Below are 12,871 nucleotides of genomic sequence, written 5' to 3'. Positions count from 1 at the left end.
TGTTGCGGCCCAAAGGCTGCGGCGCAACATGTCGGCGCTCGGTCAGGAAGACCGAGCGTCTAAGTTCGAGATCTCCAACGCGAGCAAAAGGCAGAGCGATCGGCGGGTGAACGGCAACAAACGCTGGATTCGCGAGAGGCCGCTTAGGCTGCTCGCTGAAACCAAGCGGTGTGGATCAGAGAGCATTGAGGATAAGGAGGCTACCTAAACATGTTCAGCATACGATTGAAGGTAGAAGTCTGCTTGGGTTGCAGGCGCCCGCTTTGGCGGCCTTAGCTTGCATATCGAGTGTTCTGCCTCGTGCCGTTACGGAGTCAGCAGAGGCAAGGGCTGATAGTTAGCCCGCCTCAGCCAACCGCTGCAGACGGTAATGGCTGCCGCTATCCCAATCGGTGAAGGTGAGAATGTCGCCCTCCAGCGAGTCGAATACAAACTTGCCAAAGGGCAGGTAGGTCACCCGCAGCTGATCGGAGATCAAAATAATGGTGGTGCGCAGACGATAGGGGGTGCGCAATATTCGATACTGCCCTTCGACCTTACCGTTTAACTCGTCGGCCTCGACCACAAAGTTTTCACCATCGAAAGACCAGAGCGGTAACTCGCCTTGGTAACGGTTTTGTTCTTGTCCCGCTAACTGCACAGACAACAATTGCCACTGGCCTTTTACCGCCTCTGTTGCCGTTTGGGCATTCAGACGCGCTTGTGCACTCAACGGCAGTAGCAACAGCAGCAGGGGAATGAGCACTTTTTTCATAAATCACCTCATAGATCATTAAAAGCGAAACACGGAAGATAAAACATTCACCATCCAGTCAAGTTCGAGATCAAAAATGATTGCAGCCGCCACTGAGAATAAAGAGCAGCGCAGACAACAGTCAGCCATCTCCTTGGCGTCGTTTCATCGAACCCTTCGCAGCAAAGAACAGACAGTGCGGCAAGGATAACAGATTGTCGGTTAACGTCCGGTTAAGGCAACTTGTTGAGTTATCGCGACACGTTTGCCACACTTTCGCTCCATTGCCTTTCGGCTGAGGCTCATGCAAACTCTGCCAGAAATGGATCCCCTATGTGGGTGACAACACGTCGATCGCGCCGTACCGATCGCTTTGCGCAAACTGCGCTGTGCAAACAACCCGAGGAGTCACAGTGAGCGTTTTACTGGTGGAAGATGAACGCAACCTGGCCGATGCCATTGTCGATTACTTGGCGTTAGAAGGGATCCCCTGCGACTACGCCGATAACGGTGTGATGGCACTGGAGTTGCTGTGCCAACACCCCTATCAGATGGTGATCCTCGACATTAATCTTCCCCGCCTCGACGGCGTGACGGTATGTCAGCGACTGCGAGTCGCCGGCGAGCGCATCCCCATCCTGTTTCTGACCGCCAAGGACACGCTGGAGGATAAGTTGGCCGGATTCGATGCTGGCGGGGATGATTACCTGATCAAACCCTTCGCCATGGCAGAGTTGATCGCCCGAGTCAAAGCGCTCAGTGGCCGCTTAAGCCCTCAGGCCCGGCGGCTGCAGGTGGCGGATCTCAGCCTGGATCTCAACCTGCATCAAGCCAGGCGCGGTCAGCGCGAACTGGCGCTTTCCCCCACCGGTTTGGCGCTGTTGGAGCAGCTACTGCGCGCCGCGCCCGCCCCGGTGAGTAAAGCGGCCTTGATCGACGCTATCTGGGGCGCCGAAGGTGACGACAACAACAGCCTCAAGGTGCATATTCATAAGTTGCGTAAAGCAATTGACCGGCCCGAAGAGGTACCCTTGCTGCGCACCATTAAGTCCCATGGCTACGCCATCAAGGCACCAGAGTGAAGACTCGGACCAGCATCAAAGCGGTGTTTATCGTCACCGGACTGCTCGCCACGGCCCTGATGGCAAGGGTGTTCTTCGTGTTGATGTTTGACTACTACAAAGACGGCACCAATACGGTGATCTACGGCGTGCTGGAAGACGCCGCTCGGGCCGATCGCAGCGGCGACATGCGGGCCATGGGCTTGGTGCTGCATCGGGACTGGCACGCCTTTCCCCAGGAGTTTCGCCGGCACTTTGAACAGTCACCGGCGCAGTTAAACACTCTGCATAAACGGGCCAGCGATCGACCCTGGCTGATCTCACCGGAGATCCTCTACTACGTGCTGCGCACTGAAAACCAAGCAGGTCACGCGGTGTATGTCGGCAAAGCCGTCGACTGGCAGGCCACCGGCGTGCAACTGGGCCGCTTTGAGGTGCAGATCTACTACCGAGCGTTGTGGCTCAGCATCCTGTTCGCGGCAATTTTCACCGCTTTACTGCTGTTCGTGATCAAGGCATTGGTGCAACCACTGGAGTCGCTCAAAGCCTGGGCCCAAGCGTTGTCCGGCACCGTTTCATCAGCGACGGTTAAGCCGCAACATTTTCGCTTTCATGAATTTGCCGAGATCGCCGAGATCTTGCAGCGCAGCGTCGACGCCAAACGGCCAGTTTGCGCATGGAGCAGGAGTTTCTCCAATTTGCCAGCCACGAGTTGCGCTCGCCGTTGGCGGTGATCCGCAGTAATACCGAACTGCTCAAGCGCCTGCAGGGTGAGCATGCCGATCACCCCGGCCGCGTTCTGGGCCGCATCGATGAAGCCAGCGAAGAGATGATCCGCCTGGTGGAAACCCTGCTCTGGCTCAGCCGCGATGAAGCTGAACCGCAGCCGGCAGAGCCTGTCGACTTAGCCTGCATCATTACCAACCTGGTATCCGAGCTGCAGCCGCAAAGGGCCAACAAAGCGGTCTCGCTATCACAGCAGACCGAGCCGGGCCAGTGGCCCCTACCCCAAAACCCCTGCCGCATTGCACTGGCCAACTTGATCGCCAATGCATTTCAACACGCCAGCGGCGGCGAGATCCGTATCGTTCAAACGGGTCCCCGTGTGGTGATAAGCAACGACACAAGCCAATGCCACGCAGGCGAACGGGACAACATCGGATTTGGCCTGGGACTGAAGCTGGTCGAGCGATTGGCACAGCAATATCAATGGACGCTGACAACTGAGCAACACCCAGGCCGCTATCAGATCACGCTGCGATTTGCCGCAGAGCCGGAACACGACAATCGGTAGTGGCGATCATCACGGGACAAAACCGCACGAACAAGCCTGCAACAGACACTTTCGTGTTACAGGACCGAGTGCAAAACAAAGCGCACTTGTGCGCATGATTAATAACCAACGAGGAACTTAGTGGACTCCATTACCCAAGCGGCGCTCGGCGCCACCGTGGCCGGGGCCGTGGCCGGCAAACGCTGCAATGGCAAAGTGTTGCTGGCCGGCGCCTTACTCGGCACGCTGCCGGATCTGGACGTATTGATCAGCTACAGCGACGATGTCGCCAATGTGGTGAAACACCGGGGATTTAGCCACTCCTTGCTGATTTTGCTGCCGTTTTCCTTGATGCTGGCTTGGCTGATCGACCGGTTTAGACCGATCGCCGACTGGTCGTTTGCTCGGCTCTGGACGCTGATCGCCCTGGCGTTGATCACGCACCCGCTACTGGATTACTTCACCAGCTACGGCACCCAGCTACTTTGGCCCATCTCCGGTTATTTCTCCGCCTCCAGCGTGTTCATTATCGATCCGCTGTACACGGTGCCACTGCTGCTGGCGTTAGTCGCAGGCCGGGTTCGCCCTCAGCGCGCCAGCCGATGGTGTGTCTATGGCCTGCTCCTCTCCTCGCTGTATCTGGGCTGGGGCCTGACCGCCAAGCAGCTCATTGAGCGCCGTGCCCAAGACAGCCTGGCCGCCCTCGGCTTGCCGCAGGCGTCGATTTTTCTGACCCCGACCGCCTTTAATACGTTGCTTTGGCGCGTGGTGGTGCTCGATGACGCGCACTATTGGGAAGGGGTGGCCTCAGTGCTGGACCGCGATCAACAGGTGCGTTTTGTCCGCCAGCCCCTAGGCCACTGGCCGCTCGCCGAAACGCCGTGGCAACTCGAACAGCTGCGCACCTTTGCCAATGACTTCGTCAGTTACCGTGTCGAGCAAGATCAGTTGATCGTGTCCGATCTGCGCTTAGGCGCGTTTGGCCACACCTATTTCCAGTACGAATTTGCCATCCAGGCAGGCGATGGGCAGTGGCAGATGATCGAGCCGATACTGCGACAAAACGACTCGATAGATGTCGATCTGAGCCAGATCAAGACTCGATTGCTGGGTGATCAGAGCATTGGCCCCTGGCTTGAAACCTGCCAATTGTGTACCTGGCATGATTGAGTTCGCCCGACGCTGAGTCCAACAAGAAGTCGCTCGGCGGTGCATATCGCTGAGCGTAATCCCCGTATTGGTTCAAGATGAGCTCGCTGTCAGCAACCATGATTGCTTTGCTGGGCGTCAGCAAAACGTCAGGGGCACAATACCTAGTTTATGCAGGAGTTGTGCCCCATATGGCATCGAGCGAGTTCATCCTGTCGCGGCTTTTCACCTGTGCCCTAGGGGTGCTGATGCGGCATGCGAAATGGAAAATGAAAAGCAGTGCGAACGCCCTATCTGTCGATTCGTTAAGCATCGGCTCTGTGGTTGAAATTGCCCGTGTGACATGCGGCCACAAGATCAAACTCAGTGCAGGAGACGCGTTACTCCGGTAAGCGGGAATAATGCACATGGACAATCTTCCAGCCGTCGGCCTCTTTGTGCAGCAACTGTGACTCTCGCCCGTCGTGGACAATTTGTTTCCCTGTTGAGGTCGTGGCGGTAAACCTCCAATCAAATTCCGCCCAGGCTGAGTCGGCACCAAGTGGGTGGATCGCGATGTCCCGGAGTACCAATGTTCGATCTGAAAACGATGCCATCGCGCCTTGATAAAATCCTCCGCTGACCGCTTCCCAGCCGGATTGGTGGGCTCGTGGCGTGATCATGCTGACGGCTTGGGATTGACTCCAAATGCTTTGCGCCAGCGTCATGTCCAGTGTCTTCACACTGGCGGTGTACTTATCGAGTATTGATTGTACCTCCCGTTCAACGGTGGGGTTCGCGTTTGCAGCGGCACAGAACAGGGAGAGCAGGCAAGTCATTTTGGCCCATTTCAGCATCCGATCTTTCCTCTTTAAAGTCGTTTTTAGAGAGCCGGCGATCCGGTCTAGTCCCTCTATTGTGCTAATAATTATTTAGTTATTCGCTACGACGAACGAGGTCAAGTAGACTCCTTAAATGGTCAAAATGGAGCATAGGGATAAATATGCCAGTTCGCTCACAAACCCCTGTCATCCGTCCTGTGGCGTTTAATGGGCGTCAATTTGAGTCGCTCGGGGTTGAGGTAACGACTTGGCAGCAACTACATCAAGTCGAGAGTAAGGTTGAGTATCAAACCGGTGAAAGGCCGCAGTTTTATATCTTGATGCTCATTACCGGCGGGCAAGGAAGCCACAGTATCGATTTTCAATGTCATCACTTAGAGGTCGGAGATGCCGTGTGGGTGAAACCGGGGCAAAGTCAACACTGGAGCCCTAACCCAGGCATGCAGGCCGAGTTGCTTTTTATCAGCCCACAGGCGATGCCTTTGGTTCAATGCGATGAGGATGAGCTTGAGCAGATCGCGCTGGATCGGTGGCCAACCCACCACAAGCTTGAGCGTCAGCAGTGGTACACATTGGCCCGTCAGCTTCGTTTACTTCGACGCGAACAGATCCAAGCACCTGCCGAGCCGTTGTCGCTCCTGTTTCAGCGCAGCACTGTACTGGCGGTTTTGGCCAAGCTTGCCCACGTCTATCGTGCTGAGATATTGAACCCACATGAGCCGCAACAGCGTGTTTACCATCAGTTCGGTCGTTTGCTGGAAGCGAACTTTGCGCAACGGCGTAGTGTTGTTTTTTATGCTGCTCAATTGGCCTGTTCAGCCAGCACGTTAAATCGTTTGTGTCGCAGCTTAACCGGCCTTTCTGCCAAACAAACCATAGATCGACGTGTTGCATTGGAAGCCAAGCGCCTGCTATCTCAACAGGTACTTTCAGTGTCTCAGATCGCCTACCAGTTGGGATTCAGCGAACCCACGAACTTCGTTAAATTCTTTCGCCGGATGGAGCGGCTATCCCCGAAGGCTTTTCGGCAAGAGCGGATCAGCGGGGCACCGAAACAGCGTCAATAGCCAGCCTGGTTAAGCGATAAGCGATCTAGGTTTTGATGGGCACTATTTGTGGCATTGATAGCGGCGAATAATTAACTGTGTTGAACAGCTGCCGTCAGAGCTGAAACGTTGGCAGCGGCGTTCGGTGATCTTAAACGGCTCTGCCGTTTGATAGCCCCAGTCCAAGCACTGTTGAGCTGCAAGAGCGTGATCCTGTCCCTCTTCGATCAGAGGGACTTCCAAGACACCCAAGGTATAAGCGATCTCGACTTTGCCATCGGTTTGATTTACATCAAACAGCAACCATTCCTTTTTAACGTTGCAGCCTGTTATGAGCGCTGCAGCAAGCAAGACCAAACAACAATGAGTGACGCCCTTTGTTTTCATCTTCTTTATATCGTAAATCACTGATATGTTGGAATTTAAGCACTATATCAGACGGAGTGTTTGATCCTTGGTCAGGTTGGTGAACTGTGCAATTTTTGTGAGGTGAGCCGCGACACGTGCGTCAACGCGGGCAAAGCGTGACACTCTGTTTGCTCTCAGATCCAGTGTGCCGAACTTAAATGCCAGCCACAAAAAACGGCGCCATCGGCGCCGTTGTCTCGAGAGAAGAGATTAATCTCGGTCGATCCGACCTTTGAATCGACCCCAGCCGGCGGGGCCAAGCTCGGTGCTCATCTCAAGCCAGGTTTGGCGCAGCTCTTCGGCCTTCTCTGGCATGGTGCGCAGCAGATTGTTTTGCTCGCCGATGTCCTCGACCAGGTTGAAAAGGCCGGGATCCTCTTTCTTGTTCTGTACCAGCTTCCAGTCGCCGTCACGGATGGCCCAGCTGTCGGTGTAGCGCCAGAACAGGCGCTGGTGCGGTGACTCGGAGGTCTGTCCGGAGAGCACCGGCAGAATGTCCTTGCCGTCCAGTTCCCAGTTTGGATCGATCTCGCCACCGGCCAGTTTGACCGTGGTCGGGAACAGATCCAGCATGCTGATCATGGTGTCGGAGCGGGTGCCCGTCGGGATCATCTCCGGCAGCTTGGCGGCGAAGGGGATGCGGATCGCGCCCTCAAAGGCACCGGCTTTTTCACCGCGCAGCGGGCCGTTGCTGCCGCCGTGCTCCCATTTGCCGCCATTGTCTGCGAACAGCACGATCATGGTGTTATGGGCAACGCCTTGGGTCTCCAGCTCTTTGAGGATCTGACCGATGTTGTTATCCATGTTGCTGATCATCGCCGCCAATGTTTGGCGTTGGCCTAGGTGTTCGAATCGGGCCATATCTTCATCCGGAGCCTGCATCGGAGCATGGGGGGCGTTGAAGGCCACTTCGAGGAAGAAGGGCTTGTCGGCGTTGCGGCGAATGAAGTCGACAGACTCCCGGCCAAAGGCGTCGGTCAGGTATTCCTCTTCCCGCTCGACGGGCGTGGCATTGCGGCGCAGCATGCCATTTTCGTTGTCTTCAACCCAGTAGCCCAGGGCGCCGTTGTTGAAGCCGAAGTATTCGTCGAAGCCGCGATTGTAGGGCTGAAATTCCTCGTCTTTGCCGTCGTGGAATTTGCCGACCAGACCGGTGTAATAGCCTTGGGTTTGCAGGTATTCCTGGATCATCAATTCGTTGGTTGCGGTGCCACAGTCCTGACACTTACGTCCACCATTGCCTTCATAGCCAAAGCGGTGCTGGTAACGGCCGGTGTGGAAACCGGCACGGGATGGGCCGCAAACCGGCGCGGAAACATAAGCGGTGGACATCACCACGCCGGCCTCGGCGATCTGATCCATATAGGGGGTGAGGATCTCGGTCGAGCCATTGAAACCGGTGTCGCCGTAGCCCAGATCGTCCGCCACGATCCAGACAAAGTTGAGGTGATCGCGCTCTTCGGCCTGAGCCATGGCGCTGGTACCCAGCAAGGTGGTGGCGATGGCCCAGGGCAGGGCGCGCTTTGGTGATGGCAGCATGGTCTTTCACTCTTCCATTGTTGAATAGGGCATGTGGCTGCCGACGTTACCATTACCCAAGCGGACAGGCAGTTAACTTGGCAAAGGTTTACGTGGCTTTAAGTTGTGGGTCACGGCCGGCGACGTAGAAGCCCTAAGCCAACCCAGAAGTGGGTAGGGTCAAAACGACAGGGCAATGGTGAGGGCAGTGATGAGGAGAGTGATGAAGATGGTCGTGAGCTCAGCGCTGGCTGAGACCAACGATAGGACAGAACGACAGGCGGCTGGATGGCGAGGCATACGGGGGAGCGGCTTTTGGCTTTATGGCGGCTCATTGAGGTACGGCTGTTAGGAGGCGACTGAGCGGGGGTCATTACTGTTGTTGCCGTTTCTCCGCTTCGCGCTTCACCAGAATAAAGGTCAGGTACATCTTGGTGGGCAGTGACAGCGCCATGCCACAAGCGACGCACCCGGCGCTGATGATGATCCCCTGCACGCCCATGGCTTCGATGGTGTCACTGAAGTTGTGGAAGTAGAGGCCGAGTAAGATCAGCAGCAGCCCCAGAGCGATGCAGGTTTTTAGCACCACAATCAGTTTCGCATCCGTCATGTTATGGACTCTCCGCTTGTCTGCACCACACGGGTTATTGCCACGTCTTGTTGTTGCTAGGTCGGGCGTGCTTGTGGGAATGCTGCCTTGGCTCAAGTCACCGCAAGCCGTTTGCGTTAATCGGCCAAGCGTTTTGGGTTGGGCGATTAACGCTCGACAGCGCGTGACTCAGGCAGTCTGAGTCACGCTGAGTGCCGGTTTAGTGCTCTGAGTCGCTCAGGACCGCCGCCTCCCTTTGTTGCACCCGCTGCATCGCGGGTCGGGCGTACATCCGCGCACGAAACGATTCGGCCTTGTCGGTCAGCGGTAGCTTGAAGGCCTGGGCCCAGTTGAGGGTTTGTGCCATCAGGATATCGGCCACGCTGATCCGATCGCCCAGCAGGAAGCCCTGCTCTGGCAGTTCGTCGTCCACCTCGCTCAGCAGTTTGGCAAATTCATCGGCACCAAACTGGACGTTGACCGGAATGCGCAGCTCCGGCGGCAACACAAACTTGTGCTTGCCCATCAGCCACAGGGCTTGCTCCAGCTCGGCGGTGATCAGGCTCAGCCATTGATGGTGCCGGCCGGACTCGGCGCTGCCGGGTTGCGGCAACCACTGTCCGTTACCATATCTTTCTGCCAGATAGAGGCAGATGGCGACGGATTCGGTCAGCAGAGCCTCACTGTCGCTGTCGTGCAGGGCGGGCACCCGGCCCCTGGGATTGAGGCTACGGAAGGCCTTGCCTCTGTGCTCGCCTTTGGCCAGATCGACCAGTTGGTATTGCCAATCCAGACCCAGCTCTTCCAATAGCCAGGCGACGCGGGTGGTGCGGGTGCGGGGGTAGCCGTGCAGGGTGATCATGCGTGTTCCTCCTTGATGAATGCGTACCAAGGTAGCAAGGAGCACGGGCAGCAAACAAGGGATTGCAACGCCGCTTGGGATGGCTATAATGCCCGCTTCCATTTGAGGGAGTAGCCATCCTGCGCCGAAAAAGCGGGAGGTTGTGTCAACATCATTGGTCGTTCGACCGTGGCACATCCAGTCAGTCATCCAGTAATTTGGCGATGACGATCAGGCGAGACTCGAGTGATATCGCGCCAATTGCGAGGGCTGGGCGTGGGATCATTCGTGTACTTTCAGCCCTCGCCTCGGACTTTCCAGTATGTTCTCTCTTGCGTTCCCCCTGTTGGCTCTGTTGGCCGGTTTTGTGGTGCTGTCGCTTAGCGCCGATCGCCTGATCGCCAGCGCGGCGACCTTAGCCAAACACAGTGGCGCTTCTCTGGTGTTTATCGGTATGACGGTGGTGGCCTTTGGCACCTCGGCGCCAGAGCTACTGGTGTCCGCGGTGGCGGCACTGAACGGCGCCGAGGGCTTGTCGGTGGGCAATGGCATCGGTTCTAACATCATGAACGTCGGCTTGGTTCTGGGTGTATGTGCGTTGGTGACGCCTTTGATCGCCCATTCACGTTTTATCCAGAAAGAGTTCCCTATTTTGGTGCTGGCCATGGCGTTGGTCGCGCTGTTGATGGCTAACGGCGAGTTGGCTGGCTGGGACGGTGTTATTTTGCTGACGGCGCTGCTGGCTTACTGCTTTTACTTAAGTCGTTGCGTCATAAACGGCGAGGCGGAGCCGGAGGCGCTGGAGTTTCTTGCGATCTCCAAAGCTCGGGCGGCACTGGAGACAGTGTTGATGCTGGCGCTGCTGCTGGGCTCGTCACAGGTGATGGTGTGGGGCGCGGTGGAATTGGCCCGGGCGGCGGGGATCAGCGAGCTGGTGATCGGCCTGACGGTGATCGCCTTTGGCACCAGTCTGCCGGAGCTGGCTGCGGCGGTGGCCGGGGTACGGCGCGGTTTGCATGACATCGCCTTTGCCACGGTGATCGGCTCCAACATCTTCAACCTGTTGGGGGTCATTGCGTTTCCGGCATTGCTGGGCAACGGTCTGCAACTGCCCGCCCCGGTGATGGCTCGGGATGTGCCTGCCATGGCGGGACTGACCGCGGTGGTGGGGCTGATGTTCTTCGCCGCCGTGCTGCGCCAGCGTGGCCAGATGAACGGTCGGGACGGGTCCTATACCCTCAGCCGCGCCGGTGGGGGTGTGTTGCTGGTGCTGTTTAGTGGCTATATGTGGCAGCTGGGCCTGAGCATGAGCGCTTGAGTTGTGTGGCCGGTTGAGCGCCACCTTGCCTTGGGGTAAGGTGGCGCTCATCGTTTCTGCTACTGTTTCCCCGTTATGATCGCCTCCCTGCTCGACCAATTGAGCATCGCCTATCAGGCCTATCAACATCCGCCACTGCACAATTGTCAGGAAGCCGATCGGCTGCAATTGGTGCGCACCGGTCTGCGTACCAAGAATCTGTTTCTCAGAGATAACTATGGTAAACGTCACTTTTTGCTGATCACCACACCGGACAAGGCGGTGGATCTCAAAGCTCTATCGAAACAGATGTCACTGTCGCGCCTGGGCTTTGCCTCGGCCGAGCGGCTGGAGCGATACCTTGGTGTCCAGCCCGGCCACGTGTCCTTGCTGGCGCTGATCAATGATCCTGACCAGGCGGTGACGCTATGGATCGATCAGGCACTGTGGTGCGGCGAGTCGCTGCAGTGCCATCCTTTGGACAACACTCAGACTTGGGTGATCGCGCCGCAGGATATTGAAACCTTGTTAGCCCACTGGCAGAGAGCGCTGACGTTACTGACGTTGCCCGTGCCAACAAAGGATGACGCTTAGCTCGGCTAGTGTGCTGTGGTCTGCGGCTTGCGGTAAAACACGCGGTCGTTTGATGAGGGCGCAGTTTAGGTTGAAGCACGCAAAAGTGAGCTCGCTAGGTGCGGATAAACCGCAGCGGCTGCGGGTACTGATAGCGCGGATGTTCTTCTGGCTGCGTGAGGTGTTGGAGTGGGACGTGCCAGCTAAGCTCGGAATTTTGAGCTAATTGGCTTGGTTGTCATTGTCAGTAACCGTGCTTTTGCACGCTGCCTACCCCATAGCGACATAGGACGAAACTGACAGGGCAGTGCTAACTCAGGGCGTTTGTTGATGAGGCAGGGTTTTGTGTGTTTACCTATCGGCCACCTTGGCGCTCATGGACATGACTGAGCCAGCGATGTCCGTGAGCGTCATGTGTGTCGAGCCCAAATTAGCCGCTCTGTCCCTGCGACGCCTTGTTGGTCTGCGTCATTGCGTCGCCGCTGCAGTTGAAGGCAAAACGCTGCTCGGGCCAGCGGTATTGGAATCGGACCTGATTGAGCCGTTTAAATTGGCTGACGTCGTGGAACTGGGTGTGCGTCAGTGGGGACTGGGCGCCCTTTAGCCACAGGTTATCGAACAATTGTAGCTCGGTGGTCAGCGCCAACTGCTCGGGCTGACAGTCGTGGAAGCTGGGTAACTCTCCCCCGATGTCGGGCTGTGCCTGTTGCGCCATAAAATCCACGGCATAGCGGTCTAGGGTGAAAAAGCCGCCGAGTGGATACCAGTGCTCGGAGCGAACGTTGTCATGACGGCCGATCAGCCAGGCGTCCATCAGGATGCTTTGGGGCAGCAGCTGGCCCTGCGGCGTGAGGTATTGGGCCAGATGTTGCAGGCGGGCCAGGTAGGGATCGTGCTGCAGCAGTGGTTGGCTTGGCTCGGCGAGGATCAGATCAAAGCGTTGTTGCGCTTCGGGCTGCCAGGTTTCTGGTGTGGTGTGATGCAGGGCTTGCACGCAATCGCCCAGATCCAGCGCGAGCAGTAAGCGTTTGAGCGACGCCAGTGCTTCAGCATCGGGCTCCAGCAGGGTTAATTGCACGCGATTGGGGCGAAGCAGCAGCAATACGGGCAGGACGATGGCGCCGATCGGGCCCGGCTCCACCACCAACACCTGCATCGGCTGGCTGTGACTGCCGCACTGGCGAATGGCGTGCAGCAGCGCCAATTGGAACTGGTGTAGCTGACGGTAATGGGTGGCACGTTGGTTGAACGCGTCGGCCAGCGGCTGTTGGCTGGGCTCATCGGCGGCAAACGGCGTGGGGTGATTGGGTTGGACCGATAGGCCTAGGTGTTGAGCCATTAAGGCTAGGTAGTCGCGTTGTCGCCGAGCCAGCGACTCGGAACCCTCCAGCGGCAGTTTTTGCAGATCCTGCATGACGTTAAAGGCATGTTGACGCAATGAGGTCATCGTTATTCTTCCTTGTTATGGATGTTCAAAGTCGCACGGCGTTGACGGTTTGTCGACTCTGATCGCCGCGACTACCTTAAGATTAGACCTTGAGCGGCGTTCGTGAGCGAGGCAT

General features: G+C 57.0%; 15 protein-coding genes. 8 read left to right on the top strand and 7 right to left on the bottom strand.

Annotated features, from left to right (window positions below; all coding sequences use genetic code 11):
• Positions 1–337: 337 nt before the first annotated feature.
• The gene (locus tag ABEA08_RS18000) at positions 338–754 is read right to left on the bottom strand and encodes a hypothetical protein (RefSeq protein WP_345336774.1); all 417 of its coding nucleotides are present in this window, start codon (positions 752–754) and stop codon (positions 338–340) included.
• Positions 755–1,146: 392 nt separating this feature from the next.
• On the opposite strand from ABEA08_RS18000, the gene ABEA08_RS17995 reads away from it, so the two are divergent.
• From ABEA08_RS17995 to ABEA08_RS17975, 5 genes are all read left to right on the top strand, one after another.
• Positions 1,147–1,815: a response regulator transcription factor gene (locus ABEA08_RS17995; protein WP_345336773.1), complete on the top strand. Its 669-nt coding sequence runs from the start codon at positions 1,147–1,149 to the stop codon at positions 1,813–1,815.
• On the top strand, positions 1,812–2,528 hold the full coding sequence (locus ABEA08_RS17990) for a hypothetical protein (RefSeq protein WP_345336772.1): 717 nt from the start codon (positions 1,812–1,814) through the stop codon (positions 2,526–2,528). The genes ABEA08_RS17995 and ABEA08_RS17990 overlap by 4 nt, the downstream gene beginning before the upstream one ends.
• Positions 2,471–3,088, top strand: a complete 618-nt coding sequence (locus ABEA08_RS17985) for a sensor histidine kinase (protein WP_345336771.1) — start codon at positions 2,471–2,473, stop codon at positions 3,086–3,088. The genes ABEA08_RS17990 and ABEA08_RS17985 overlap by 58 nt, the downstream gene beginning before the upstream one ends.
• A 120-nt stretch (positions 3,089–3,208) precedes the next feature.
• Complete coding sequence (locus ABEA08_RS17980) at positions 3,209–4,237, top strand: metal-dependent hydrolase (protein ID WP_345336770.1); 1,029 nt, start codon at positions 3,209–3,211, stop codon at positions 4,235–4,237.
• A 77-nt stretch (positions 4,238–4,314) separates the two neighbouring features.
• A complete protein-coding gene (locus ABEA08_RS17975) occupies positions 4,315–4,608 on the top strand; it encodes a hypothetical protein (RefSeq protein ID WP_345336769.1) in 294 nt (97 codons plus the stop codon).
• On the opposite strand, the gene ABEA08_RS17970 is transcribed toward ABEA08_RS17975, so the two are convergent.
• Positions 4,597–5,052 carry a YybH family protein gene (locus ABEA08_RS17970; RefSeq protein ID WP_345336768.1) on the bottom strand — a complete coding sequence of 152 codons (456 nt, stop codon included), beginning with the start codon at positions 5,050–5,052 and terminating at the stop codon, positions 4,597–4,599. The genes ABEA08_RS17975 and ABEA08_RS17970 overlap by 12 nt on opposite strands.
• 146 nt (positions 5,053–5,198) lie before the next feature.
• On the opposite strand from ABEA08_RS17970, the gene ABEA08_RS17965 reads away from it, so the two are divergent.
• Positions 5,199–6,104: an AraC family transcriptional regulator gene (locus ABEA08_RS17965; RefSeq protein WP_345336767.1), complete on the top strand. Its 906-nt coding sequence runs from the start codon at positions 5,199–5,201 to the stop codon at positions 6,102–6,104.
• Positions 6,105–6,146: 42 nt separating this feature from the next.
• Here ABEA08_RS17965 and yecR read toward each other — a convergent pair whose 3' ends face one another.
• The 4 genes from yecR to ABEA08_RS17945 form a co-directional block, all read right to left on the bottom strand.
• A complete protein-coding gene (gene yecR, locus ABEA08_RS17960) occupies positions 6,147–6,470 on the bottom strand; it encodes a YecR family lipoprotein (RefSeq protein ID WP_345336766.1) in 324 nt (107 codons plus the stop codon).
• Between the two features lie 231 nt (positions 6,471–6,701).
• Positions 6,702–8,030, bottom strand: coding sequence for a sulfatase-like hydrolase/transferase (locus ABEA08_RS17955; RefSeq protein WP_345336765.1), 1,329 nt, complete (start codon positions 8,028–8,030; stop codon positions 6,702–6,704).
• Between the two features lie 352 nt (positions 8,031–8,382).
• Positions 8,383–8,619, bottom strand: coding sequence for a hypothetical protein (locus ABEA08_RS17950; RefSeq protein WP_345336764.1), 237 nt, complete (start codon positions 8,617–8,619; stop codon positions 8,383–8,385).
• A gap of 199 nt (positions 8,620–8,818) precedes the next feature.
• Positions 8,819–9,460 carry a glutathione S-transferase family protein gene (locus tag ABEA08_RS17945; protein WP_345336763.1) on the bottom strand — a complete coding sequence of 214 codons (642 nt, stop codon included), beginning with the start codon at positions 9,458–9,460 and terminating at the stop codon, positions 8,819–8,821.
• Between the two features lie 301 nt (positions 9,461–9,761).
• On the opposite strand from ABEA08_RS17945, the gene ABEA08_RS17940 reads away from it, so the two are divergent.
• Both ABEA08_RS17940 and ABEA08_RS17935 read left to right on the top strand, forming a co-directional pair.
• Entirely contained in the window at positions 9,762–10,757 is a 996-nt protein-coding gene (locus ABEA08_RS17940) for a calcium/sodium antiporter (protein WP_345336762.1), read from the top strand.
• Between the two features lie 75 nt (positions 10,758–10,832).
• Positions 10,833–11,330, top strand: coding sequence for a prolyl-tRNA synthetase associated domain-containing protein (locus ABEA08_RS17935; RefSeq protein WP_345336761.1), 498 nt, complete (start codon positions 10,833–10,835; stop codon positions 11,328–11,330).
• 409 nt (positions 11,331–11,739) lie between these two features.
• On the opposite strand, the gene ABEA08_RS17930 is transcribed toward ABEA08_RS17935, so the two are convergent.
• On the bottom strand, positions 11,740–12,756 hold the full coding sequence (locus ABEA08_RS17930; RefSeq protein ID WP_345336760.1) for a hypothetical protein: 1,017 nt from the start codon (positions 12,754–12,756) through the stop codon (positions 11,740–11,742).
• Positions 12,757–12,871 lie beyond the last annotated feature (115 nt).

The sequence above is a fragment of the Ferrimonas pelagia genome, from assembly GCF_039543565.1.
Classification (GTDB): domain Bacteria; phylum Pseudomonadota; class Gammaproteobacteria; order Enterobacterales; family Shewanellaceae; genus Ferrimonas; species Ferrimonas pelagia.
This window is presented reverse-complemented; position numbering and strand designations above follow the sequence as displayed.

Excerpts from the sequence above, each read along its gene's own strand:
- ABEA08_RS17985 (WP_345336771.1), top strand. The coding sequence starts at position 2,471 with ATGGAGCAGGAGTTTCTCCAATTTGCCAGCCACGAGTTGCGCTCGCCG.
- ABEA08_RS17955 (WP_345336765.1), bottom strand. The coding sequence starts at position 8,030 with ATGCTGCCATCACCAAAGCGCGCCCTGCCCTGGGCCATCGCCACCACC.
- yecR (WP_345336766.1), bottom strand. The coding sequence starts at position 6,470 with ATGAAAACAAAGGGCGTCACTCATTGTTGTTTGGTCTTGCTTGCTGCA.
- ABEA08_RS17935 (WP_345336761.1), top strand. The coding sequence starts at position 10,833 with ATGATCGCCTCCCTGCTCGACCAATTGAGCATCGCCTATCAGGCCTAT.
- ABEA08_RS17970 (WP_345336768.1), bottom strand. The coding sequence starts at position 5,052 with ATGCTGAAATGGGCCAAAATGACTTGCCTGCTCTCCCTGTTCTGTGCC.
- ABEA08_RS17945 (WP_345336763.1), bottom strand. The coding sequence starts at position 9,460 with ATGATCACCCTGCACGGCTACCCCCGCACCCGCACCACCCGCGTCGCC.
- ABEA08_RS17965 (WP_345336767.1), top strand. The coding sequence starts at position 5,199 with ATGCCAGTTCGCTCACAAACCCCTGTCATCCGTCCTGTGGCGTTTAAT.
- ABEA08_RS17940 (WP_345336762.1), top strand. The coding sequence starts at position 9,762 with ATGTTCTCTCTTGCGTTCCCCCTGTTGGCTCTGTTGGCCGGTTTTGTG.
- ABEA08_RS17975 (WP_345336769.1), top strand. The coding sequence starts at position 4,315 with ATGAGCTCGCTGTCAGCAACCATGATTGCTTTGCTGGGCGTCAGCAAA.
- ABEA08_RS17950 (WP_345336764.1), bottom strand. The coding sequence starts at position 8,619 with ATGACGGATGCGAAACTGATTGTGGTGCTAAAAACCTGCATCGCTCTG.
- ABEA08_RS18000 (WP_345336774.1), bottom strand. The coding sequence starts at position 754 with ATGAAAAAAGTGCTCATTCCCCTGCTGCTGTTGCTACTGCCGTTGAGT.
- ABEA08_RS17930 (WP_345336760.1), bottom strand. The coding sequence starts at position 12,756 with ATGACCTCATTGCGTCAACATGCCTTTAACGTCATGCAGGATCTGCAA.